Below are 24261 nucleotides of genomic sequence, written 5' to 3'. Positions count from 1 at the left end.
CATGATAACTTGCGAAGGCTTAGTGAAAATTTACAAAACCGACGAGATCGAAGTTGTCGCGCTGCAAGGACTTAATATTCAGATTGACGACGGTGAATTAATGGCAATTATCGGAAACAGTGGAAGCGGTAAATCTACTTTGCTGAACATTCTAGGAGGTCTTGATCGCCCTTCCGCAGGCGCAGTGAAAGTCGGGGATTGGGATTTGCTGAAGATTACTGATAAGCAGCTCGTTGATTATAAACGACATACAGTCGGCTTCATCTGGCAAAATAATGCACGGAATCTCGTTTCTTACTTGACTGCACTTGAAAATGTAGAAATGCCCATGATGTTGAGCGGGAACTATGATCCTGCATACGCGAAGCAATTGCTGGAATGGGTTGGTCTGGGTCACCGCTTGAATAATAAACTACAAGAGCTTTCGGGTGGAGAGCAACAGCGCGTGGCCATTGCGATTTCATTAGCCAATCGTCCGCGGTTGCTGCTTGCGGATGAACCAACGGGGTCTGTTGATACGAAGACAGCGGATATGATTCTTTCTATTTTTCAACGTTTAAATAAGGAACTAGGTGTCACGATTGTCATTGTGACTCACGATATGTCCATGGCCGGCAAGGTAGGGCGCGTCGTTGCTATCCGAGATGGAATGACTAGCTCAGAGTTTATCGCTCGCCATCCTTCGAGCTCGGCCGAAGAGGGGACTTCGACAGGGCTCACAAGTGAGGCTCATGAAGAATACGTCGTGTTGGATCGTGCAGGCCGTCTACAGGTGCCCAAAGCGTATTTGACCGCTCTGAACATTGACGGGAAGGCTACGATGGAGTTTGATGGCGAGACCATCACGATTAAAGCACCAAGAGCACTACCGGCAGAAGAGGAGAAAGCTCCATTTAATTCACAAACGGTCGGAGGAAAATCAAAATGAAACGTAAAATGATAGTTACAACCTTAACTTTAGCTTTAATGGCTCCACTTGCTGTTGCTTGTACCAAAGGGGAGAAAGCAGACGATAACCAAGAGCGTGTGCTGAGGATCGCAACGAATATGGGGTATGGCGGTAATTATGAATATTTCACACAGCAATTCACTGAAATATTTGAATTTGCTAATCCGAATATTAAGCTGGAAATCGTCTCGACGATGGATGAAAAGCTCATGAACGGTGGCCTTCAGCCTGGTGAGAAGATGCCAGATCCGATGGAGAAGCTGAAAGAAGTGATGCAGAGTGATAACCCACCGGATGTGGTCATGCTTGGTTACGAACAGTTGCCAGAGATTATCGAAAGTAATCTGCTGCTGCAATTGGATTCTCGTATAACGAAAGATAAATTCGATACAGCAGGCATTGTTCCCGCCGTGATAGATGGAATGAAAAATGCGGGCGGCGGCAAGCTGTATGCCCTTGCTCCGACATTCAGCTCCTCTGCACTTATTTATAATAAGAAAATGTTTCAAGATGCAGGAGTCGATTATCCGAAAGACGGCATGACATGGGATGAGACATTTGATCTTTCTAAGCGATTGGCGAAAGGGGAAGGAGATCAGCGAATCAATGGGTTCTCTTTTACAACCCAAGCCCAAGGTGGAGATTTGTTCTACGGCATGCAAATGTATACAGCTCCTCTGCAGCTAAGCATGTTTGATGATGCTGGCGAGAAAATGACGGTAGATACGGACCAATGGGAGAAAGTATGGGCCAAAATGGCTCAGCTGCAAAAAGATAATGTGTTCCCGCCGGTAGCTGATCCTCAGAAACAAATGAATCAAAGGTTTGATCAAAATAATCCATTTGCCTACGATGATTTCATGTCGGGTCGCTTGGCCATGTCGATTCTGAATTATGGTCAAATTCAACAACTTACCAACGCCAATAAAAATGCAGCTAACTATAAGGGCTACACACCCATTGATTGGGATGTTGTAACGATTCCTTCCCACCCCGAAGCCAAAGGTGTTGGCGGCTCTATTTATATGAATGGCATTATGGGCATCAACGCTAAGTCGCAAAATCCAGACGATGCCTGGAAGTTCATCAAGTTCATTAATGGCGATGATTGGGCTAAACTAAAATCGCGTAGTCAAAATATGTTGGTGGCACGCTCCAAATACTTAAAACCGACAGATGGACTGGATTTTCACATGGAAGCTTTCTACAATGTAACACCGGCTCCACTAGAAGATAATTCAAAAATTTATCGCAATAATCCTAATATTTATCAAGTGCAGGAGATTGGTCGTAAGCTATTTAGCGATGTTCTACAAGGGAAAATGGCGGCACGAGAAGCGCTTAAGAAATGGCAAACGGATGGCGATGCCATGCTCAAACAAATGAAAGAGAACCCAACTGCACCCGGGCAACCAATCATTAGTCCAGCGATTGCAGTTCCAGCAGGGTAAGAAGGATATAGAAGGAGGCGAGAATCCATCATGATCATCAAAAATCACCACAAGCGCCTAGTGACTATAGCCTTGTCTACGCTGCTTGTGTTAGGAGCCACTACCCCCGTCTGGGCTGATAGCAGCCCCTCCACGCCTGTATTAAATGTGGGCAAGGTAACCATGACGGGAAGCAGTTATTTTGAGTTACAACAAATTCATCTTCAACAGAATGCTAGTGGGAAGTTAGCGACATTTACGATTACTATCCATAACGAAGGCAGCAGTGAACTGCAATTTATTGATTATTGGGCACGTCTGAAAAGCAAATCCGGCAAGCAATTCTCCGTGCGGTTACTTCCAGCAGATAAGGATAAGAACCGGGTAGCTCCCGGTTCTACGACAGATGTAACGTTTTATGCAACGGTAGATACGAGTACGAACTTACAAGATCTTGTTGTGCAATTTATTAAGTGGGATTTCAATCAAACGAATTTTGAACGAATTTTAGGCGAGGTAGCCGTTCCTGATGATTATACAGATGTAACACCGGCTGATCATGCATCTGTGATTTCGGTTGGTGGAACTAACGTGAAGGCTTCGATTACAAAGTTTATCAGCAACAAGAATGAGAAGTATCATGTACCTACGGTGTATGTAAGCTTGGAGAACGTTGGAAGTCATACCGTAACTATTCCTGCGTACCTCTTCTCAATCCGTACTTCAGAAGGCTTAATGTATCCGATGGAAGCCAAAGGATTAAAGGATTTGCAAATCAATCCGAAGGAGACCAAGGAAATCCAGCTATCTGGTTCTATTCCAGTTGCTGTTGCTGCAGATGCTTGGCAAGTAGCGATTGCGGAAACGATTGCTGACTTGAAAATGAATGTCGCGGTTGCCAATTTCCAGCTGCCAACTGTTTCTCAGAGTGAGGGTGGCTCTGTTGGTAAAGCATATACCTTCACCAATAAATCAGGTGTGTATACGACGCAGCTGAACGGTTTGCACAGATTACCGTGGGAAGATCAAGACCTACTTACAGCCGATCTAACGCTAAGCAATAACGGAGATGAATCACTGCCTATCCCGAAATTATCCGGGTATTTCTTATTGGATGACGCAGTGAAAATTGATGCTAAGCTTATCCAGACAGCTAAAGTGATTGGGTTGGCAGCGGGTGCAAGCGTCAATTTACAAATTGCAGGCAAAGTACCCTATACGTACGAGTTTTCCAAAATTAAATTAGTTCTCCAAGAGAATGAGGGAGAAGCACCAACAACGGGAACAGGTACAAGTACTGGTAGTACTGGTAGTTCGACAGCAACGGATGTGCTGGAGTTCTCCACACAAGCTGAACTTCAAGCCATTCCCTTCATCGGTATGGGGCAAACCTATACGTCGAATGATATTGGGCGAAAGGCGAAGTACGGAATTCGAAACGTATCCACTTATGAGGATAAAACGAATATCATGTACTCCGCGATGGTAGAAGCCACGAATTTGGAGAAGCGGTTCACGAATGTGTCCAAGCTCGTTGCGAATTTCCGTTCATCAGACGGTACAATTTTCCCGGCAACTGTTGTGGAAGTGAAGAATAAGATCAGTCCTACTGGCAAAGCGCTGCTCAATGTTTGGGCATCGGTTCCTAAAGGGTTCCCCACGACAAATATGAATTTACTTCTAGGAGAAGCGGTCACGGAAGGCAAGCTGTCAGAAGGTGAGAAGGCGGTTCCAGATTCCTATGTGAATCCAGTTGCATACTGGCTGCCGGACGAGAAAACCAATGTAGCAACAACACTTAAAAATGTAGATTTGTTCCCGTATACGATCTCAGTCGATAAAATAGGAACATCCATTTCCGACGGTGTATTCACGTTGCAATTCAACTATGAGCTAACCAAAGAGAAAATGACGGAAATTAATACCGAAGGTCATAACTTGCTAGTTGTTTTTGAAGATGGCGGCGGGATTAAGCGATTTGAGAAGAGATTCGATTTCAAAGATTTCGACGTTATTAATGGAGATTCAACAGCGGATGAAGATGCGAAGATTCGTCTTGGTAAACGTGATAATTTCAAAATAACCATTCCAGATCCTGGCCTCATTTACAATACTAAATTCCTTCAAAAGTACACACTCAGTATCTATGACGAATTCCAAGGTCAAAGAAAGCTGCTAGCCGCACAGAAGGCGGATTGGTTTATTACGACGGATTAAAGGTTGAACAGTAACGCTACAAACAAATGAACGCGGCCTAGGCTCTTCAATGGGGATTTCTTCGAATTTTCTGTGCTTCAGGCGAATAACTGTATTTTCTACAGTTAGATTTTTAGTTTTTTCCGATTAAACGTAGAATAGATGGAAAATGTACAGCTAATTTTAATCATTTTTACCATTTAAAATAAAATGGGTGGTTTTAACTACATGTTTTACAGTTAAATCGAGTTTACGAGGAATTTACCGAAAAATAACTGTACATTTTCCAGTTGATACGAATGTCCTTAGCAATTGTGCATGAAACAAACAAATTCGAGTGATAAGAACCGTCAGGAAAATATACCTGACGGTTTTTATTGCTGCGAATAAAGGTGACTAATCTTGGCAAGGATGTTGGTAGTTTTCTTAAGGACGAGGAGAGAGCCAATGAAATTTGAACTGGGTCGTAGCTTATTACAAGAACGTTTGGCCGAGCACGGAATGGGGAGGGAAGAACTGGCTCGAGCCCTGTTGTATAAGCCTGAGCGGATCAATGACTATATAGAAAATAAGAGAATTATGCCGTTGCAAGTGGCTATTTCCGTTGCAGATACCATCGGTTGCCAAGTGAGAGACTTGTATGAGTTGATTGAGGTGGACTCTGGCCTAAGTTAGCACAAATCCCACCCTCCGAAATAGGAGAGTGGGATTTATTTAGTTATTTTTATGAGGAGGAGTTTGTAAAAATAATTTCAAAATCAGGCACAAGGGAATTATCACTGCTGTATCTCAGCTTTTCCGTTGGACTGGAAATATATGATATAACGACAGGGAAAGATGATGTGTGTCCGAATGTGAGGTCATACACATTGGTAGAATAGCCTGTCCCGTTCGTAGCTAGATACCCGCTCTGATTACGTGCAAATACCGAATACATTAAGCTGCCAGTAATATTTTGCTGAAATTCAAGGCTGTAAGTGTCTGTGGTCGCTGATTGGGTTTGATGATACGACCTTACAACATGCATGCCATTAATAATTCGGCGGATCGACGCTTCCGTAAGTACATTACCATGTGCAACGTAGGCCGATTCCAATTTAGTTATAAGATCCAAAAAGTTAAGTCCAAGCAAGCTTGGCAGGTTGCCTACAGTGAATAACAATTCATCTACAATGCTCAGCGTATGATTCGCGACAGATCGCTCGATCAACGCAGCTTGTCTATTTACTGAAATGTCGGTTGCAATTGGTATATCTGTGCGGCTCACTCGAACCGTTAAAGCCTCGATCAGGAGAGGACTCGCCAAAGCAGACGCCAAGACTTCAACACTGTATACACCACCACCAAGATTTAGAAAGTTCGTGAACAATTCAGAGTCATATAAACCTCTTGTCTCCCCACCAACCCGTGCTTTCACATCCTGTGAAGTAAGACCTGTATTACCCTCGTTGTATAAATTAGCTACTTTGAATGTCACGACAACATTAGAGCCTGTACTATTCAAATGTTGACTGATCATCTGAGTGGCATAGACAGTTGGATTATAGCTTCTAATGGAGAAGCTAGGTACCTTAGTAACCAATGTAGTCAACTGAGTGCGACTGAATGGCCCGCCATTCTCTATAAATGTATCCAAGATTACCTGCTTTACATACGGATAGTTGGTCTCATCCGTTTGATAAACACCCATAGTGGATAATGCATCTTTATCTAGTTCGTCCCAAGCTGTAGTGTTATCATCGATATATGCGTAGAGTGCTTGGTTAAGAGCTGCGGTAGAGGTGTACTCACTTATAATGTCTTGTAGTAAATTAGAAATTTGATAGTTTTGTAAGCCCGCGAATTCGCCGCGTTTTGCTACGATTGCTCTTTTGTAATTCTCGAATGCACTATCCACGATGTTCCCGATGCACGTATTCTTAAAAACTTCCAAGGTTAAGGATGAAGTTCCTCCGCTTGCTGCGTAAGCCTGTACGGCACTCAGTGCAGAATCCGTATCTACAGCTTCCAGTTCCAGTGTCTGACTGATCCCAGATAACGGGTTTGTTGCTGTGAGTGTGAAATGCCCAATGCCTGTAACACTCAGGTTCCCCTGTTGGGAAATTGTCGCAATTTCGCTTGGTTCGATATGCCAGACGATATCCTTATTCGTCGCCGTAAACGGCGCAATAATTAAGGTGACTGTACTTGAACTACGGGTAGGAATACGAGTAGAGTTCGTATAAATACTCAAGCTAATCGATGTAACAGGAACTCCTGGACTTGGTGTCGTTACGGATAACGCTTCGCCTTGGATGACTGTTCCACGAAGTGAAAGATCCGAAAGTGTATACGTTGTCGAACTCTCGCTGCCTTCAAATACGATTTGGTAGGAGCTGCTGTCCGTATCGTATGCAAATGAAGGGAAAGTTTCGGTGTTGCTTAGGTTGATTTCTTCGTCGTTAATTTTAATTGTAAGATCGTCCGCTGTATAACCTTGTAGTGGGACCCCTTTAGCGTTCTTCATACTAAAACTGAGAGCTACACGCCTCGTCCCGAGCCCTTGTTGAAGCGGTGTTCCTACCCAGTTGGACAATTCTGTCGAAGGCAATGTGTCATAGATGGCCTCTTGCATTTCAGTCTTTGTTAGAAGCTTATAACTGCCGCGCTGGAAGGCCAGTTCCATTAGATTCTCAGCTACAGCAAGCTGTGAGGAAGAGGAAATCCCAGTTAGCTGATAAGCACTGAGGATGGCCTCAGCATTACTATTGAGCACTGACCAGTCATAAGGGCTATTGTTAATGCCCGACATTAACGCTCGATGAATGATCGGCGCGGTATTCGCAGTATCCACCCAGCTCTGTATGATTGCAACAAAATCTTGATTACTTGGGGCTGAAAGCAGCTCGTCCTTATCCATGGAGAGTGCGATTTGATACAACTCGAGCTGTGCTCCATCTATGTTTTGAATGCCTGCCCGTATGAAATCATATTTGGTTATCCACGCCATGTTCGCAAGAGTTAAGGCGTTGCGGATATCCGACATGACCTTTGATAAAGATTTATGCACATTAATGGTTGCTGATGCTGTCGAGATATTGCCAGCAGAGTCAACGGCATACAGGATATAGTCCCCTGGAGGCACTGATGTTAACTTCACTGAAGCTTGCCCGCTTGTTGCGACGAACACACTTGAAACTGCCTGCAAGGTAATTTCTTCTAATACGCGTGTTGTTCCTTCTGGCACCAAGTAAAGCGTAGCGGACTCATTTAATGTGGCTGTTACATCACGTAGATCTAGTTCAACGACACCCGTAGAGACAGCAGTTAGGATAGGTGGCACCGTATCGTGCTCTGGCAATAATCTGACATTCGTCAGTTGGACTTGGCTAGTGTTGGAATAGCTATCCTTTTGAATTGTCTTCTCCGTTTGGCTAATAAAGTGGATCGGACGGTTTGGGAAATCTAAATTGCCGTAAGAATAGATGTTTTCAGCTACATAGATTGTGGATACATCTGGATTGGCAAGTGCATTTCCTAATCCTTCGGCGTTGTTTACAAATGCAGTGAGATTGCTAGTACCCTCGGTGATGAAGTAATTCTTTTGCGATACGATTCGGATGAATCCATCGTAATTTCCAAGACCGTTTAACTTAATTGCCCCTACGAAGCTGTAAAGTGCCCCTTGCAGTTTCGTTTCGTCATTGCCAACTTCGCAATACATATCAATTCCACTCCAACCAACGTCAGCAGATGAAATTGAAAATTTAGGAGAGGTTAGCTTGATGTTGGAATTGGAAAGTGATGCCCCTCTAAGCGATATCGCTCGGTTGAAATTGAAAGGTTCCGTTAGTTGGATATCATTAAGCAGTAAAATATAGGGAACGCTTGGATCAGCATATGCCGCTAGCAGCTGGGTTTCATTCGTTACGGCTACACCTTGTTGTAAGTAAAGATACTTATAATTTTGTCCTCGATTAACAGCAAACGGCTCCAACGGATATAAAATGTAGCCTGCTTTCTCAACAGTGAGGGTATAATTTGCATTTGCAGGGATATTTGTAAAGGAGAAAGCACCTTCGGCATCAGAATGAACGGTTTGCACGAAACTACCGCCAACTTCCTGCAGAGTGACGGTCACATTGGATAATAAGGGATTATTATTGGCTGCATCACTTGCTCGTACTACGCCTGTGATTGATCCCATGGGTTGAAACTCAATTGAACCAATATTGTTAAGATTTGGTGTCACTGTAATCGCAGTTAGCGGAAGTTTTGGCTGATAGTCTGCAATAGCAATCTCTTGAATGGTATATCCCACAGGCAGATTATAGAATGTGAATTGACCGCTTTCGTTTACATATGCTGTGTAACTAGTCCCTGGAATTGTAGCTTGTGTATACGTTATGGGCTCACCGGTTGTAGATCTAGCGTAGCCCTGTACATTAGCTGTTTGACGCGCAAGGTTTACAGAGACTGGGGAATTCCCAGTTTGCAGAACATTCACAGATATGTCTTGCCCGACATAATTCTCCGCTGAGATCTGAAGCGTATGACTGCCAACAGGAAGGTTATGAATTGTAAAATTGCCAGAAGCATCTGTGTATACCGTTATTTCGGTTCCTTTGACATGGAGTTGTACGGATGATAGGCTGCTTCCCGTAGTGGAAGTTATATTGCCTGAGATAGAAACTTTGACCTTCTTCAGGACCACATTGCCAAGTTCCTTGTTTTGACCCGGAGTTAAATCAAAGGTAGGTACCGTTGCCGTCTCATAGGTATCTTTCGTAACGATGAGCGTCGCGCCGCTGCGGGGTGTAACATCGTTGAATGTAAACTCCCCACTTCCGTTCGTGGTTGCCGACACGCCATCAAGTGAGACTAGAGCTCCGCTAACGGAATTTCCGTTCTCGTCAATAACCGTTCCCTTTACAATACCTTTAACAGGAGAGAGCTTGATAGTTCCTGCATCGTACATATGTTCTGAAACGTTAATGCCAGAAATGGTTCTAGGTTGGTAACCATCTTTTACTATTTGTAGTTGAACTATTCCTACAGGTACGTTGGAGAGAGTAAATGATCCATTATTATCAGTCGGGATGGGAGAAGTACTACCAGTGACGCTAACCAAAGCATCCCCAAGAGGTTGATTATTGTCTGACGTAACCACACCTTGAATGCTGCCTTTCAGTTGTGGACTATCTGTTTTGGCAAGATGAATGGTAGGTATAGGAGTTAAATTGTCTTTTGTTACGTTAAAAGGAAATGTAGTAAATGGCGTGTAGGTGTCCTTCGTTACGGTGAGGCTTTGTTCGCCAGTCGGTACTTGGCTAAAGATGAAAAATCCAGTAGAACTGGTATACCCAGTCAAATGGGTAGTGGGGTTATCGATTGTAACAAATGCCGACGCCAGTGCCACATTATCAGGGCCATACACATAGCCAGAAACGGAACCGTAGGCAGGAGTTTTCCTCAAAACCATATTGGGCAAATTGCGGATATCGCCAGTCTGTATATTAAAAACCTCTGAGGCAATCGATTCGTAATCAGTTTTAGTGACATGAACTTTCGTTTGATAAGTAGTAGGGACATTAATAAATTGAAAATGACCAGATGCATCAGTCAGTATTTCCAAACTAGTTCCATCAATCTTAATCGTAGCCCCACTAACCGCGGCCCCAGTTTCATCCGTGATGAAGCCTGTAACGGTTCCTAGAATAGCCTGATGATTACTAGGCTGAATTTGGCGTAATAAATTGCGAATATCAGCTTGATCAAAAATATTCTTCCCTGTAATGGTGCGCATGGCTTCTTCATTTTGAAGGGTATTATACACATCTTGAATATCAACGCCATTATTGTCTTGATCGAGTTTATAGCTGGCAAGTACCGATGTCGGTAACGTGCTAGACAGCAAACAAATACTTATAAAAATCTTTAACTTTCTCATATGTACATCTCTCCTACAGAAATCTGTTCCTGATCCTTTAATAGTTCTTTAGATACACAAATCGTATCATAAATTGGAATTTATTTGTTGGTTTTTGCCGATTTTTATTAGGACTTGTTTAAAATTTACTCCTCATTCGAAGATGAGTGCCTGAACGAACAAAAGGGCTAAGAATCACCTTATGGTGACTCCTAGCCCTTTCCCTTGCTATATTCACACCGTAACAGGCATCAACTGCTCATGCTCATCATCTTTGTTATTCTCAGTCTTTTTACGTGTAAGGAAGTAAACACTCGTTAGAATCAAGGAACCAACAAGGTAGATACTCAAGTAGCCCACCTGATGCCACATGTCCGTGTACTGACCGCTAGAGATGACATATCGGAATCCTTGAATCGCATACGTCATTGGGAGCCAAGGGTGTAAGGCTTGGGCCCAATTCGGCAGAAGCTCGAGTGGATAAGTCCCGGCGCTTGAAGCTAATTGCAGGATCATCAGCAGCAGAACCACGAATCGACCTGGTTGATCCAACCATGTAACGCACATTTGGATAATCAGCATGAAGGTTAGGCCGACGACGAAGGTAAAGATATAGAACAACGGAATGCTCTGCACTTTCAAATCTAACACATAGGTGAGGACGGTCGTTGCAATTCCAGCTTGGAAAATACTCATGAGACTAAAAGTAAGAAGCTTGCTTACCAGCAATCGAAACCCTCGGGCCCCTGGCGTGAAAGTACTTCTGGCTGCGTAGATCGTCGTGAACACTAGCGAGCCTGCAAACAGCGCCATGGATATGAAGTAAGGAGCAATGCCGTTTGCATAAATCGCAACTTTGCGATCGTCATTGGCAGTAATCTTCACAGGCTCTGCTAACATTTTAATCGTATTGTCATCCGCTTTGACGGCAGCGGTTTGCTTCGCGGCATCGTTCAATTTCGTGGCGAGTTGTCCGCTGCCATCAACCAACTTCGGTGCACCTGCGTCAAGCGCAGTAGCTCCATCATTCAGCTGCGCCGCGCCGCTGGCAACTTTGTGAATACCTGCGGTCATTTGCGTCATGCCGCTGGCCAGATTCGTAGCTCCGGTGCTGACTTGCGCCGCGCCGCTTTCTAGCTTCGTGCCGCCAGCAGCTAGCTGTGGCAAGTTCGCATTGAAGGTGTGTAAGCCATCCGCAAGCTGCTGCCCACCTGTCTGAAGTTGCGTTGCTCCAGCAACGAGCTGCTTGTTGCCGTCACGGAGCTTCTCAGCGCCGGTGACTAGCTTTTCCGTGCCAGAAGCGACAGACTGCCCTCCTGTAAGGAGCTTCTTCTCCGCATCGTGCAGCTTCTTGTTTCCTTCCGCGACATCCTTGCTGGCTGCAAGGAGCTTGGTTACTGCTCCATTCGAAGCGAGATCAGGATGCGCGGCGACGAATGCCTCAAGACCGGAGGCGAGCTGTGCAGAGCCGTCTTCTAACTTATCACTAGCGCTTAGGGCTGATGTAAGACCCTCAACTAATTGTGTAGTGCCTTTGGAAGATGCGGCTAATCCAGTAACCAATTGATCAGCTCCCGTTTGGGAGGCCTGCAAACCTGTAACTAAGGAAGAAGCGCCTGCTGCTGACTTCTGAGCACCTAGTTCTAGCTGTGCGCCTGCGTTTTGCAATTGACTCACCCCGCCAGCCAATGCAGCTGCACCTTTGCTAACTTCCGATGCGCCTGAGCTTAGGCTAGTCGCCCCCTTTTGTAACAAGCCAGCACTGTCATCGAGTTGCTTGGTGCCATCCGCAAGAATAACCAAATTGGTTTTAACCTCATGGATCCCGTCACTTAGCGTCTGTGCGCCAGCCTGAAGATCGGAGGCACCTTTCCCAGCTTCGCTTAGCCCATCCGAAATCGTTTCAAATTCAGAGAGAATACTCGTTGAATAAGCTTCTGTCAGTGTTTTGGATAACTTGTTTTTTAATTCTTTTGTTGCGCTCTCTCCGATTTGACCGGCGACAAAATTGTAATAACTATTGGATTCGAAAATAATTTCTGCCTGCTTCGGTGTTGAGCTCGTAATGGACGCTGCATCTGTTGAGAATGTGGGGGGGACGGTAATCGTCGCATAATAATGATTATTTCTCATTCCCTGTGCGGCTTCTTCGGCACTCATAAATCCCCACGAAAAGTTGTTGTTTTCCTTCAGCTCATCGATAAATTCCTTGCCTACATTTCGTGACTCGCCTTGGAAGTCCGCGCCTTGATCCAAATTGACGACAGCGATCGGCAGTTTCTCCAGTTGGCCGTAGGGGTCCCATGTCCCTTTTAGCAAGAAGCCACTATATAAAATAGGAACTAAGGCGACAGCTACGAAAGTAATGATCATCATGGGGTTCCTAATAAAGCGGCGAAATTCAGATGCAAATACGCTAAATATGTTTTTTTTCAATTGCAATGCTCCTTTACTTATGACAATCGTCGTTAATGATGTTCCCTTATTCCAATCATTTATTCGAAGATGCAAGATTCCATCTAGGGTGACTCGGCAAGGTGAATAGGATTACTGTATAATACCACTGACGGATGATAAAATATATTTAAGTTTAATTTATTAATATAAACAATTAATTAAGGATGGATACCATTGAATATTATACAGCTTCAGTATTTCGTGGATTCGGCAGAATCGGGCTCGTTTACAGAAACGGCCAAAAAGCACGGGATAACCGTTCCCGCCGTCAGTCAATCCATCTCTCAATTAGAGAGTGAGTTGGAAGCTACGCTTTTTACCCGTTCCAAGAAAGGGATTGTTCTTACACAAGATGGGTTTAAAGCTATGCAGTATACACGTACGATTCTGACTAATATCCGCAATATGCGAAATGAGCTCTCTAAATCCAAACCCATCAACACAGGCAATATCGTCATCGCTACGATACCCGGCATGGTTTCTTTGGTAACGGACACCACGATTACATTTATGGGAATCTATCCTCATATTAATGTTCAACTTTTGGAGGGGGATAATACAGCGGTTATGAATCAAGTTATGAAAGGGGAGGCGGATATGGGGTTCGTTTCCTTGTCGCGCGAGAGTCAGGATGATTCTTTCACCTGGGAGCCCGTGATTCGCGGGGAAGCGGTCATTGTGGTGAATAAGCAATCACCTTTGCGGTTTCTACCTGCGATAACGGGTTCCGACTTACATAATGAAGTGTTGGTTATTTATAAAGATGCCTATATTGAGCGGATTGCAGCGGAGTTAATTGCTGGGGATTCAGGCAACCGGATTGCCTTGACGACGAACAACACCCAAGCCATCATGCAAATGGTTAGCCGCGGGAATGCCATTACCATTGCGACAGATTACATCGTGACTACGATGCCAGAGAAATTCAAGAACGGGGTCGTGGCTATACCGATTGGCAAATATCGCAAATACCCGAACTATCTCTGGCGCATCACGAAGAAGGATGTTGAAGTGTCTGAGATTATTAAGGAGTATACGCAGCATTTGTATGCGAATTTGGAGTGAAGTGTGGTGCCTACCCATGTGCCCAAGCTCACTATAGCTCACACAATACACAATCTCCAGGCAAAACCTGGAATTGGAATAGTCCGTGATATCCCAATTAAATAGTCATTCTCCTTATATGAGGGGGGTTTTAGCCAACGCGACAAGCGAGTTTAGTTCGGTAATTTCGGACCATAGAGAGTCTGGACGATAACAAGGGATGATTTCAAAAGATGGATACGGTCTTACCTTTGAGCCTCATCTATCCCCCAAACGTAATCACCACATTCCCCTTCTTACGCCTTGTTTCAACATACCTATGAGCCTCGGCCATCTGTTCCAGCGGAAAGTGCCTATCCACCACAGCTTTCATCTGACCTGTCTCAAAAAGCTCCGCGAGCAACGCGAGATTCGCCTTCTTCTGCTGTAAGCCAGCAGCTGTGAATTTCGCTTTTTTACTGCCGAACTTAGATGTCCATAGCATCTGAAGTATAATGCCTAGCGAAGGAACGGTGGTGAGGTAGACCCCTAGCGGGGATAAAGAGCCTCTACATTGGGAGAACGACTTTTTACCTATCGCATCGAAAATAACATCATAAGTCCGACCGCTTTTGGTGAAATCCTCTTGGGTATAGTCAATAACATGGTCAGCCCCCAGCGACTTCACTAAGGCTGTATTCGTTGAACTGCACACACCCGTCACCTCTGCGCCGAAGTACTTCGCCAGTTGAACTGCATAAGCCCCCACGGAGCCGGAAGCACCGTTGATCAATACCTTTTGCCCGCGTTGTACTTGTGCGGCATCTCTAAGGAATACCAATGCCGTTAAGCCGCCGTCACAGAGACCTGCAGCCTCTTCGTAGCTCGCATTATCTGGAAGACCAACCAAGGTGCCAGCTTCTGGTAGACAGACGTACTCCGCATAAGCTCCGAAACTAGTCGGACTAATACCTGAAACACGGTCGCCAATCTGGAAGGCTGTCACGCTTTTACCCACAGCATCAATCTCACCTGCGAATTCCACGCCGAGTATCGTGTGTTTGGGTCTGCGCAACCCATACATCAATCGGATGATGAAAGGATCAGCCTTGCGAAAAGCGCAATCTGACGGGGTGACAACGGCCGCGTGTAGTTTAATCCGCACTTCATTGTCCTTAGGTTCTGGCTTAGCCACCTCTCTCAGTAGAAGAACATCGGGTGCTCCGTACTTTGTACAAACAATCGCTCTCATTCATATCCCTCCTGGACGGATTATCGTTGGTCGTGCTCACACCTGCTCATCCTCGATAAAGAAAACATCTTCCAGCGGTATCTTAAAAGCTCGCGAAATACGGAAAGCCAATTCCAAAGAAGGGGAGTATTTGCCCTGTTCGAGGGCGACGATGGTCTGCCTGGTTACCCCAACTAGATCTGCCAACTGTTGCTGCGTCATTTCATCTTGATTAAATCGTAACTTCCGTATGTGATTGCTGATCAAACTTTTGCCCATCTTAAACTCCCCTCCGATAATGGTAGAGCGATGTGAACACACCGGCCATTTCTGACAAGAACCCTGCGATGATAAGGATGATGAACATTGTGGCAGGCGTCATATCCATTACCAACGATCCCATGGCCAGAAGAAAACCAAACGTAAACACATAATGCGAATTTCTTGTAGCTTTCAAATCAATTAATTTGTCGAGTTCATCGGAGAAAGAAGGCTCCACTTCTTTGGTTGTAATGCGATAAATGATATTAAAGATGATCGCGATGATGATTTTGGCTACAACAGACACGGGAATTAGGATGAGAATGGCAGCTGCCCAAAAGCGGAGAGTTTCCATCGTATCCATATTCGTATCCTGCACTTTTTGAAAGACATACCAACAATAGAAACTAAAAATCAGCACCGTGCTTATAAATGAGACGATATGCTTGTTCTCCTGGTAGGACATTACTTCATGCCTCCTGTATGTTTATTTTAATATTTAGTATAATAATCCATACATAATGTAACTTATACTATACATTAAGTCAACTATACAGTACACCATTTTATTAAAAGTGTCGTGACCCCAAACATGATATAATCAGCCTAGAACTGAAGTAGAAGCAGGACAAAGGGGATAGCCATGAGCGTGATTCGTCTGGAGAACGTTACGAAGAAATATGAGGACGCGATGATTTTTCGCGATATTTATTGGAAGGTAAGTCAAGGTGAACGAATCGGTTTGATTGGACGGAATGGTGCGGGGAAATCGACGGTTTTTAAACTAATTATGGGTAAGGAAGAACCAACGTCGGGCAAAGTAGAAGTGGATCCTGAGGTTAAAATAGGGTACTTCTCACAATTCTCAGAAATGACCGGTAGTTTGTCTGTTCAGCAAGAATTGGAGGGGTGTTTTGAGCAGGTTGCTCTAATTGAACGCGAGTTGCAAGAGGTTGGTGAAAGGCTCGGCACCGTCACGGATGACAGCGAGATGGATAAGCTGCTGACGAGGCAAGCTGAGCTGTTTGAGCAAATGGAACATTTGGACGGATGGAACGTATCTGTTGAGATCAACACCGTTCTAACGAAGCTTGGGTTTAATGAGCGGTCGCGGTATCAACCTGTCGATGAGTTGTCCGGTGGTTGGAGAAACCGTGCGGCGCTTGCCAAAATGCTCATTGAACAGCCTGATATTGTCCTGCTGGACGAGCCAACCAATTACTTGGATATCGAAGGGATCGCGTGGTTGGAGCAATGGCTCTATCGGTTCAAAGGCGCGATGATTCTGATTTCTCATGATCGGGAATTTATCGATAAAGTGGTCACGCAAGTAATCGAGATCGAGAACTATCGTTTTCAGGACTATGAGGGGAATTATACCGACTATATCCGCAAAAAGAAGATGCGCAAAAAGGAGCTCGACCGCCAATTCGAGTGGGAAGAAGAGCTGCTCCTCATGGAATCGGAGGCCATTGATAGCCGCGCCAGCAAGAAAATGTCCAAGGACCGCCTCTCCCGTCAGCTAGCTGATAACAAGAAACGGATCGAACCGCACCCCGTCAACGTGCTGATCACGGATATTTATGAGCGGCTGCGGTTTCCGGACAAGCTGTGCGAAGTGAAAGCGATCGGTCAGACGTACGAGGATCGGACCATCTTTCAGAACGTTAGCTTCGATATTCAAAAGGAAGACCGCCTAGTCATCGTTGGCCCGAACGGAAGCGGGAAATCCACGCTCATTAAGGTGCTTACGGGACAGGAGAAGCCGGAGTCCGGCGAGGTGATCTGGGAGAGAGGCGTTAGCTACGCGTATTTTAACCGGATGTGGGAAGAGCTTAATCCGAAGGATACCGTTAGCCATGCGGTGAATACGTACGGCCTCGGGCTGGATGCGCCGCGGAAAAAGGTGAACAAATTCCTCGCCATGCTGCAATTTTCGGAGATGGACCTTAGCAAGTTTATTGGCAACCTCTCCGGTGGTCAGAAGGCGCGGGTCGCGTTAGCAAAGTGTCTTCTCTCAGGCGCCGCGGTCATCATTTTGGATGAGCCGACGAATCATCTCGATCTTATGAGTATTCAGGTCATGGAGCAGGCGCTGATTCATTTCCCTGGTGCAGTAATTACAGTCAGCCACGACCGGTTCTTTATTGATAAAATCGGCACGAAAATGCTGACGTTTGATCCAGTGTCAGGGGTCACTGAGCAGAATTTATAAATGAGGTGCTGGCTCCGCCGCATTAGCTTCTTGAGTTTGAGGTCACTAGCTGGAGAACATGTGAGATCGTCGAAAAACTCGACTAGGAACCCGCCGCCCGTGTGGTCGAGATCGTCGAAGAACTCGACTATCTTGCTGGAACCCGGCCCCTACATGGGCGAGAAAGTTCAAAAAACTAATTCCAAGAAAACCGATAGGAATTAATTAAAAAATCATTGACATAAACCGCAATGCCATTTAAGATATGTTTACATTGAGATTCACACATGTCGTATGCATCTCAACAGAATATGGATTGTGATCTACTGGACAGCCAGAGATTCAACAGGAGCAGATGTTATTGCTCTTCGTTGTGTCTCTTTTTTTTATCTTCTGATGCATATAAGGAGGGTTACAGCGAAGAGGGAAGTCAACTGGCTAGTAATTGAAGTACATACATTTTACATGGAGAGGGATGTTCAAACATGGTTAACATTGGACGATCAAAAATTAAATTATTGGCAATACTCGCAGCGATTGCTGTACTTATTGCCATCTATGCGGTCACGGTATCTGCTTCGAAGAGTACAGAGGATAATGGCGTGGCTTCTATTGCATCTACGCAAAACAGTTCAGCAAATCCCAAAGTGGAATCTTCAACACAGACTGCCACTGCTGTAACCGCGGTTGCTGAAACGAAGCCGCAAGCAGTTGCAACGCCAGTTGCAGAAGCGCCACAAACACAAGCAGCTACAGCAACAGTAGAAGCGACAACTGCACCTACAACTAGCAATACAGCAACTACTGCTGTGAACACGAAGGCACCTGAAGTAAAGACAGCAGCCGTAACCACAACGGCTGAACCGAAAAAGGAAGAGCCTAAACCAACAGCCGAGCCGGTGAAGAAAGAAGAGCCTAAAGCCGCAGTCGCAGAGACTCCACAACCTGCGCAAGTGAAGCCGGCAGCTACGCCAGCACCTGCCAAAGCAGCTGCAACGCCTGCGCCTGCTGCACAAGATGAAGAGAACTGCGATATCGAAGAAGAGGGTTGCTAGTCGGAGTCACAATCAGAAATCAGTAAATAGAAGATAGATAAATAGAGAGAACAATCGAAACTAACACAGAGGAGAATACCATGACTACATCATCGACGACGAAAAAAGCCGCAACGCTGCTCTTGGCTGCTACGCTCGTTTTCCCTTTTTTACATACGAACCAAACTAGCGCGGCAACATCAACACCCCCACTCAACAGCACTTATACAAGTTATTTTAACCAAAAATATGATAATCTCGTTGACGATAAGAACGTTTTTAAAACAACAACCTATCATGAACTTGATTATTTACTAGACTCCGATGGAACCTATGCTTTCCTGTTCGGTGGTGCTTGGAGTAAAGATACACAATCCGTTGTCGGTTACATTAATGAAGTCGCGCAAGCGAAAGGAATCAAGTCCGTCTATAACTTCGATACGCGGTTAGATGGCGCGGATCCAGCGACGGATATCGCTGATTCAGCTAATAATCCAATCTCGAGACGCTACGTTGATCTGGTTAACAAGTATTTGACCAATCTCAGCACGCAAATCGAAGGTTCAGAAAGTGTTACATACAGCAATGACGTAACGTCAGGCAAAGCGCCGAACGTAGTTACCAAAACTTTGACGGGTACAGCTCAAAAGATTCAAACCCCCTACTTATTCGTATACAACAAAAACAACAAAAATGGCTCTGACAATGCCCCAATCATTGCTTCTGTAGAGGGAATTGATGCCCTTTTAACAGATGGTGTGGTGGATACAGCCAAAGCTGATGCCTATAAAGCGAAAGTTAGCGCGGCATTCGATGCAGTTCCAGCTAACCTGAAAGCAGGCTTGCAAGCTGAACAAACGAATAACAACTATATTGCCTCCTCCTATAATGAATTCGCGGGAGAAACGATCTTTGGCGAAGCGGATAAAGATATCGTGCTTGATCCTGTAACCTACGACGAACTGAACAGCGTCTTGCAAAGCGAAGGGTACTACGTGTTCCTATTCGGATGCTCCTGGTGCCCTAATACGCGCGCAGTTGCGAAGTATGTCAATGAGTATGCGAAGAAATACAATGTAACCAAAGTGTACAACTGGGATACGAAGCTAGACGGGGGAATTGGCGGAACGCCAGATGTGCCAGCAGGAACGGATAGCAGCAATTTCCTTCAAATTAGAGCCACTGGAGCAGCATTTGCCGATCGTTACGTCGATCTAGTCAATACTTATTTAACGAATATCGAAACGCTGTATGCCAAAGCAAGCAATAATGTCAGCTACAAAGACGCGAATGGTACCGAACATGTGGCTAACAAACTGCAAGTGCCTTACTTCTTTATTTACAATAAGGATCATAAGGATGCTCAAGGCAAACCAGCCCCAATTCTTGATCATGTGGAATTAATGTACACGTGGAAGGATATTCAACCTAATTATGAATTGAACGGGAAAAAAGGCGTAAATTACAACAACTATATTGAAGCACTTGATCGTGCTTTCTCCGAACTGCAAGGTGCGGCTGACCAAGGTGCTCCTACAGGACTGACTGGGAAAGCTCCACAATCAGATGCGAGCAAAGATGGTCAAATTATTGGTACATCCACAGCTCTTGAATACAAACGCGCAGAAGATAAGGCCTATGCACCCGTAACAGGCACATCCCTTACAGGACTTACACAAGGTACGTATTACGTGCGAGTTGCAGCTAAGACGGGTTTCAAACCAAGCCCATCTACGATTATTGACTTGAATTTGGAACAACCTGCAGCACCTACGGGACTTGGCACGACAGCAGCAGTAACTTCATTGAGCGCGGATGGCAAAATCACAGGCACAACCGCACAGTTGGAATACAAACTTTTTGGAGCTGCCAAATACACAGCAGCCAAAGCGACCGAAACGACAGGCTTATCCACAGGTACTTATCAAGTGCGATATGCAGCCAAATACGGGTATAACCCAAGTCCGGCGACGGATGTTGTAATTACGTACACGAACTCTGGCTTTGCAGATGTAGCCGATTCAGCATGGTATGCTAAAGCGATTAACTTTTTAGCAGCGAATAAAATTGCCGGCGGCACGGATGAGAATCATTTCAGTCCGAATGACAGGCTGACGAGAGGGCAGTTCATTACGCTACTATTAAAAGCATACGGCATTGCGCCGGAAGAGAACGCGAAAGATAATTTCGCGGATGCAGGCAACACCTACTACACGCCTTATTTGGCAGCGGCCAAACGTCTTAACATTGCAGGTGGAGTAGGCGAAAACCAATTCGCACCGAATCAAAGCATCTCTCGTGAGGAGCTATTCACTCTTTTACATCGCTCGTTAGGTGTACTAAATAAGCTTCCAAAAAGCACTGCAGCAGCTACATTGTCTAGTTTCACGGATGCTAACCAAATCGCAGGATTTGCACAAGAAGCATTCAAGTCCTTTGTTGAGAGTGGAATCCTTACAGGGGATAACGCTAAGCTTAACCCGCAAAACCTATCCACGAGAGCTGAAGCTGCTCAAGTGTTATACAACTTACTTAAATAAGAGTTGAAATGGGTAGCCGCAAGGCTGCCCATTTTGCCCATTAGGGTGAACAAGATCATGGGAGGAGAGGCGTTTTGGATTTCATCTTGGCATTTTCAGCGGGGCTGCTTTCGTTCATATCCCCTTGCGTTCTTCCGCTCATTCCTGTGTATTTCAGCTATATCGTAGGCTCATCTCTGCCTGATTTGGTTACAAACAAAGGCAGGAGTCATGTCGTCTATAAATCTTTGTTTTTTATATTGGGTTTCTCTCTTGTGTTCATAGGGCTAGGGATTTCCGTAAGCTCAATTAGTAAAATATTCACATCCAACTTATCGATCTTCAGACACATTGGCGGCGTGATTATCATTCTATTTGGGCTTCATATGACAGGGATATTTAAGATCAAACTGTTGTATTCCGAAAAGAGGCTCCTAACTAGCGGCCCATCTGTGAGAAAAACAGGTCCGTTCCTAGTCGGCATGGCCTTCGCAATAGGATGGACACCTTGTATCGGCCCCATGCTATCTACGATCCTCATCTATGCGGGCAGTATGGAAACCATCCAGAAGGGCGTCCTTCTGCTCACGGCTTACTCGCTTGGTATGGCGGTTCCTTTTGTGCTTTCGGCCTTTTTAGTCGAACATATATCCCGATTGTTGAAAAAGGTAGCCAAATATCTGCCCATCTTTTCCATCATCAGCGGTGTCATTATGATCTTTATGGGTCTTCTCGTTTTCACGAATCGAATGGAAATGATGAATCAGTCACTTTCCTTTATAACGAGCTCATATAGCATTAGTGAACAAGCAGAAGTGGAATCCTCCAGCTTGCAGCCGGCGTCACCAAATCCGGAAAGTACAGAGGAGACTACAACACCCAATGCGTTAGTGCTTAACGCGCAGGAACGAGAGAGTGCAATTGACTTCACGGTAACGGATTTACACGGCGAGCGGGTGACGTTAAGCGATCTGAAGGGCAAGAACGTGTATATCAACTTTTGGGCAACTTGGTGTAAATGGTGTATCAAAGAAATGCCGGATATGGAGAAGGTTTATCACGACTACAAAGATGAAAATCTCGTCTTGCTGGCGGTTGATGTCGGAGAAAGCCATGATAAGGTAACGGCATATCTGAAAGAACATCCGTATTCCTTCCGAGTCGTGCTCGATCCTGATAAGAAGGTCACGCAAGCGTACAAACTCCGCTCGATTCCAGTTTCCATCTTTGTCGATAAGCAGGGTCGAGTCGCCTATAATCGAGTAGGGACATTAACGGAGGATCAGATGAGAACTGTCATTAAGGGGCTGTTGGCTGAGTAGAATTATTGCGATAAGAACACTTGATCCCATCCGGTTGTGCGTGTTACAATTTTAGGAAATAGACGAGAACTGGTGGGATTGCACGATGAGAATTCAATTAGAAGGTATCACGATGTTATCGAAGGATGTTGCACGGTTGGCCCGTTTTTATCAGGATGTGCTTGGATTTCATATCGTGGTGGAAGAAGCGGATTATGTCGAATTTAATAATAGCGGTGTTCGTCTAGCCATTTGCTCGACGCCACTTATGGCGGATAATACGAAAGATCATCCTTCGTTTCTAGAAGAGCGCAAAGGACAATCTTTCGAGTTCAATTTTCAATGTGATTCACCGGAAGAATTGAATGCTCTTTATCAGGAGTACGTTGCCAAAGGAGCTACAGCGATTATGGAGCCAGTAGTTAAGTCTTGGGGACATGTAACGGCCTTTTTTGCCGATCCGGATGGGAATATCCATTCCTTGTTTGCTGTTAATCCTGAATCAGTGTAAGTCCACAAAAGCCTCGGTGTGGTTTCGAATGTAGGCAGCAATGCCACGTAGAGTGATCTCCGAAGCTTCTAATAAAGCTGCATAGAGCGGTCTGACATCCGACATCAGTTCGGCGTCTTGCTCAAGATCTGTTGTAGATATATCGAAGGTAGTAATATTTCCCGGGTGGTTTCGCTGCCGAAGGAGCGACTCTATCTGCTCGACGAGCGGAAGCGTGGCGCGGTCCTCGAAAAAGCGCAGCGCGCGATACAAACCTGCCCATCTCGCTGGCTGAGCGAGGAAATAAGCGCTCCACCAATAGAAGTCAGCTTGTGATTTAATAACATGGGTGTGATAGACGTTGAAGGCGAACAAGGCTTGTTGGCCTGGGGTAAGCTCTTGAAATAAACCGGAGGTGAAATCCTCGCCTCGGGTTTGAATCTCTTTATAGGCGAGGATAATCGGTTGGAAACAAGCCGTTATAAGTGCAGTGTCTTCTATAAGCGGAAGAGTATCGTGGCTCATGTTTACTTTAATGCAACATCGCTCCTTTACTTCTATTATAATTGTGAATCCCAGTGCGAATGATCATCTCTGCAAGGAGTAAATTTGGCAGCCAACAGATCCAAGCGATGACGCCGAACGTATCGTTGGTATCTGTAAGCCCCCAGAACACGGCAGCTAGCGGTATCATGATGCGGAGAGAGATCGCTGCGCAGGACAATGCGTAGTTTCGCAACATCCATTGACCATGCGCGCGCGGGTTGCGATCAGCGATGATGCTCTTGAGACTTTGATACAGTGTGTACAACCACATGAGCGAAAGTGCCCCAAAGCCAAGCTGAGCACTCAAGCCACCGCTCGTATAATAGGCCATGTAGAGACCTGTCACACCTGCTATCCCAATCATCGTTGCATATACATAGCCAAATGCGCGATGGACATTCGGCGCTCGGAGCCGAATCCTCTTGATGAATTGCAGCCAGCCGATGCCGAGCCCAATCCCACCTGAAACAGCGTGAAACCATAGCACGGTATACCATAGATCAGGCATGGTACCTTTCGCGGTAACAAAGCCTTGATCTTGGATATCGTCGGGGTTTCCGTAGAGTAACAAGGCATATACCGCGATCCCGACGGCTAGGAAAGCTAGAATACCAAACAACCAATTCCGTCTTCTTCTTCGGTTTCTCTTCACTTCGCATCCCTCACAGCTTATCGAAATTCTTATTGATTCGATCTTACCACTCAGGGGGTTATTTCCAGAA

General features: G+C 45.2%; 17 protein-coding genes. 10 read left to right on the top strand and 7 right to left on the bottom strand.

Annotated features, from left to right (window positions below):
• Nucleotide 1 precedes the first annotated feature (1 nt).
• The 4 genes from A8708_RS24995 to A8708_RS24980 all read left to right on the top strand — a co-directional run bounded on the left by A8708_RS24995 (nt 2) and on the right by A8708_RS24980 (nt 5250).
• Nucleotides 2-928 carry an ABC transporter ATP-binding protein gene (locus A8708_RS24995; RefSeq protein WP_068668045.1) on the top strand — a complete coding sequence of 309 codons (927 nt, stop codon included), beginning with the start codon at nt 2-4 and terminating at the stop codon, nt 926-928.
• Nucleotides 925-2400: an ABC transporter substrate-binding protein gene (locus A8708_RS24990; protein ID WP_068668044.1), complete on the top strand. Its 1476-nt coding sequence runs from the start codon at nt 925-927 to the stop codon at nt 2398-2400. The genes A8708_RS24995 and A8708_RS24990 overlap by 4 nt, the downstream gene beginning before the upstream one ends.
• 30 nt (nt 2401-2430) lie before the next feature.
• Nucleotides 2431-4596 (top strand): hypothetical protein, encoded by a 2166-nt coding sequence (locus A8708_RS24985; protein WP_068668042.1) that lies wholly within the window; start codon nt 2431-2433, stop codon nt 4594-4596.
• A 426-nt stretch (nt 4597-5022) separates the two neighbouring features.
• On the top strand, nt 5023-5250 hold the full coding sequence (locus tag A8708_RS24980) for a helix-turn-helix domain-containing protein (RefSeq protein ID WP_068668040.1): 228 nt from the start codon (nt 5023-5025) through the stop codon (nt 5248-5250).
• A 49-nt stretch (nt 5251-5299) separates the two neighbouring features.
• Here A8708_RS24980 and A8708_RS24975 read toward each other — a convergent pair whose 3' ends face one another.
• Both A8708_RS24975 and A8708_RS24970 read right to left on the bottom strand, forming a co-directional pair.
• A complete protein-coding gene (locus A8708_RS24975) occupies nt 5300-10504 on the bottom strand; it encodes a carboxypeptidase regulatory-like domain-containing protein (RefSeq protein WP_068668038.1) in 5205 nt (1734 codons plus the stop codon).
• Nucleotides 10505-10717: 213 nt separating this feature from the next.
• Nucleotides 10718-12919 (bottom strand): YhgE/Pip family protein, encoded by a 2202-nt coding sequence (locus A8708_RS24970; protein ID WP_082927783.1) that lies wholly within the window; start codon nt 12917-12919, stop codon nt 10718-10720.
• 195 nt (nt 12920-13114) lie between these two features.
• On the opposite strand from A8708_RS24970, the gene A8708_RS24965 reads away from it, so the two are divergent.
• Nucleotides 13115-14005 (top strand): LysR family transcriptional regulator, encoded by an 891-nt coding sequence (locus tag A8708_RS24965; RefSeq protein ID WP_068668036.1) that lies wholly within the window; start codon nt 13115-13117, stop codon nt 14003-14005.
• A gap of 241 nt (nt 14006-14246) precedes the next feature.
• On the opposite strand, the gene A8708_RS24960 is transcribed toward A8708_RS24965, so the two are convergent.
• Genes A8708_RS24960 through A8708_RS24950 form a run of 3 tightly spaced genes read right to left on the bottom strand, consistent with a single transcriptional unit; the run spans nt 14247 to nt 15921 of the window.
• On the bottom strand, nt 14247-15215 hold the full coding sequence (locus tag A8708_RS24960) for an NAD(P)-dependent alcohol dehydrogenase (RefSeq protein ID WP_068668034.1): 969 nt from the start codon (nt 15213-15215) through the stop codon (nt 14247-14249).
• 36 nt (nt 15216-15251) lie between these two features.
• Entirely contained in the window at nt 15252-15473 is a 222-nt protein-coding gene (locus A8708_RS24955; RefSeq protein ID WP_068668032.1) for a helix-turn-helix transcriptional regulator, read from the bottom strand.
• Between the two features lies 1 nt (nt 15474).
• Nucleotides 15475-15921 carry a hypothetical protein gene (locus A8708_RS24950; RefSeq protein ID WP_068668030.1) on the bottom strand — a complete coding sequence of 149 codons (447 nt, stop codon included), beginning with the start codon at nt 15919-15921 and terminating at the stop codon, nt 15475-15477.
• 177 nt (nt 15922-16098) lie between these two features.
• On the opposite strand from A8708_RS24950, the gene A8708_RS24945 reads away from it, so the two are divergent.
• From A8708_RS24945 to A8708_RS24925, 5 genes are all read left to right on the top strand, one after another.
• Nucleotides 16099-17670, top strand: a complete 1572-nt coding sequence (locus tag A8708_RS24945; RefSeq protein WP_068668028.1) for an ABC-F family ATP-binding cassette domain-containing protein — start codon at nt 16099-16101, stop codon at nt 17668-17670.
• 464 nt (nt 17671-18134) lie between these two features.
• On the top strand, nt 18135-18704 hold the full coding sequence (locus tag A8708_RS24940; protein WP_068668026.1) for a hypothetical protein: 570 nt from the start codon (nt 18135-18137) through the stop codon (nt 18702-18704).
• Between the two features lie 80 nt (nt 18705-18784).
• Nucleotides 18785-21223: an S-layer homology domain-containing protein gene (locus A8708_RS24935; RefSeq protein ID WP_068668024.1), complete on the top strand. Its 2439-nt coding sequence runs from the start codon at nt 18785-18787 to the stop codon at nt 21221-21223.
• Nucleotides 21224-21297: 74 nt separating this feature from the next.
• Nucleotides 21298-22524: a redoxin domain-containing protein gene (locus A8708_RS24930; protein ID WP_068668022.1), complete on the top strand. Its 1227-nt coding sequence runs from the start codon at nt 21298-21300 to the stop codon at nt 22522-22524.
• A gap of 85 nt (nt 22525-22609) precedes the next feature.
• Entirely contained in the window at nt 22610-23014 is a 405-nt protein-coding gene (locus A8708_RS24925) for a VOC family protein (protein ID WP_068668020.1), read from the top strand.
• Here the strand turns inward: A8708_RS24925 and A8708_RS24920 are convergent.
• Together A8708_RS24920 and A8708_RS24915 are read right to left on the bottom strand one after the other, a co-directional pair.
• Nucleotides 23006-23518 carry a hypothetical protein gene (locus tag A8708_RS24920; protein WP_068668018.1) on the bottom strand — a complete coding sequence of 171 codons (513 nt, stop codon included), beginning with the start codon at nt 23516-23518 and terminating at the stop codon, nt 23006-23008. The two genes, A8708_RS24925 and A8708_RS24920, sit on opposite strands and share 9 nt — an antisense overlap.
• A gap of 7 nt (nt 23519-23525) precedes the next feature.
• Nucleotides 23526-24191 (bottom strand): DUF2306 domain-containing protein, encoded by a 666-nt coding sequence (locus A8708_RS24915; protein WP_157265027.1) that lies wholly within the window; start codon nt 24189-24191, stop codon nt 23526-23528.
• Between the last annotated feature and the right edge of the window lie 70 nt (nt 24192-24261).

This window comes from Paenibacillus oryzisoli (assembly GCF_001653565.1).
Lineage (GTDB): Bacteria > Bacillota > Bacilli > Paenibacillales > NBRC-103111 > Paenibacillus_E > Paenibacillus_E oryzisoli.
Note: the sequence above shows the minus strand (reverse complement) of the source record. Positions and strands in the feature narration are given on the sequence as shown.

What these genes read in the sequence shown, in the direction of transcription:
- A8708_RS24980 (WP_068668040.1), top strand. Translation starts at nt 5,023, where the DNA reads ATGAAATTTGAACTGGGTCGTAGCTTATTACAAGAACGTTTGGCCGAG.
- A8708_RS24960 (WP_068668034.1), bottom strand. Translation starts at nt 15,215, where the DNA reads ATGAGAGCGATTGTTTGTACAAAGTACGGAGCACCCGATGTTCTTCTA.
- A8708_RS24940 (WP_068668026.1), top strand. Translation starts at nt 18,135, where the DNA reads ATGGTTAACATTGGACGATCAAAAATTAAATTATTGGCAATACTCGCA.
- A8708_RS24950 (WP_068668030.1), bottom strand. Translation starts at nt 15,921, where the DNA reads ATGTCCTACCAGGAGAACAAGCATATCGTCTCATTTATAAGCACGGTG.
- A8708_RS24920 (WP_068668018.1), bottom strand. Translation starts at nt 23,518, where the DNA reads ATGAGCCACGATACTCTTCCGCTTATAGAAGACACTGCACTTATAACG.
- A8708_RS24985 (WP_068668042.1), top strand. Translation starts at nt 2,431, where the DNA reads ATGATCATCAAAAATCACCACAAGCGCCTAGTGACTATAGCCTTGTCT.
- A8708_RS24990 (WP_068668044.1), top strand. Translation starts at nt 925, where the DNA reads ATGAAACGTAAAATGATAGTTACAACCTTAACTTTAGCTTTAATGGCT.
- A8708_RS24925 (WP_068668020.1), top strand. Translation starts at nt 22,610, where the DNA reads ATGAGAATTCAATTAGAAGGTATCACGATGTTATCGAAGGATGTTGCA.
- A8708_RS24955 (WP_068668032.1), bottom strand. Translation starts at nt 15,473, where the DNA reads ATGGGCAAAAGTTTGATCAGCAATCACATACGGAAGTTACGATTTAAT.
- A8708_RS24935 (WP_068668024.1), top strand. Translation starts at nt 18,785, where the DNA reads ATGACTACATCATCGACGACGAAAAAAGCCGCAACGCTGCTCTTGGCT.
- A8708_RS24945 (WP_068668028.1), top strand. Translation starts at nt 16,099, where the DNA reads ATGAGCGTGATTCGTCTGGAGAACGTTACGAAGAAATATGAGGACGCG.
- A8708_RS24995 (WP_068668045.1), top strand. Translation starts at nt 2, where the DNA reads ATGATAACTTGCGAAGGCTTAGTGAAAATTTACAAAACCGACGAGATC.
- A8708_RS24975 (WP_068668038.1), bottom strand. Translation starts at nt 10,504, where the DNA reads ATGAGAAAGTTAAAGATTTTTATAAGTATTTGTTTGCTGTCTAGCACG.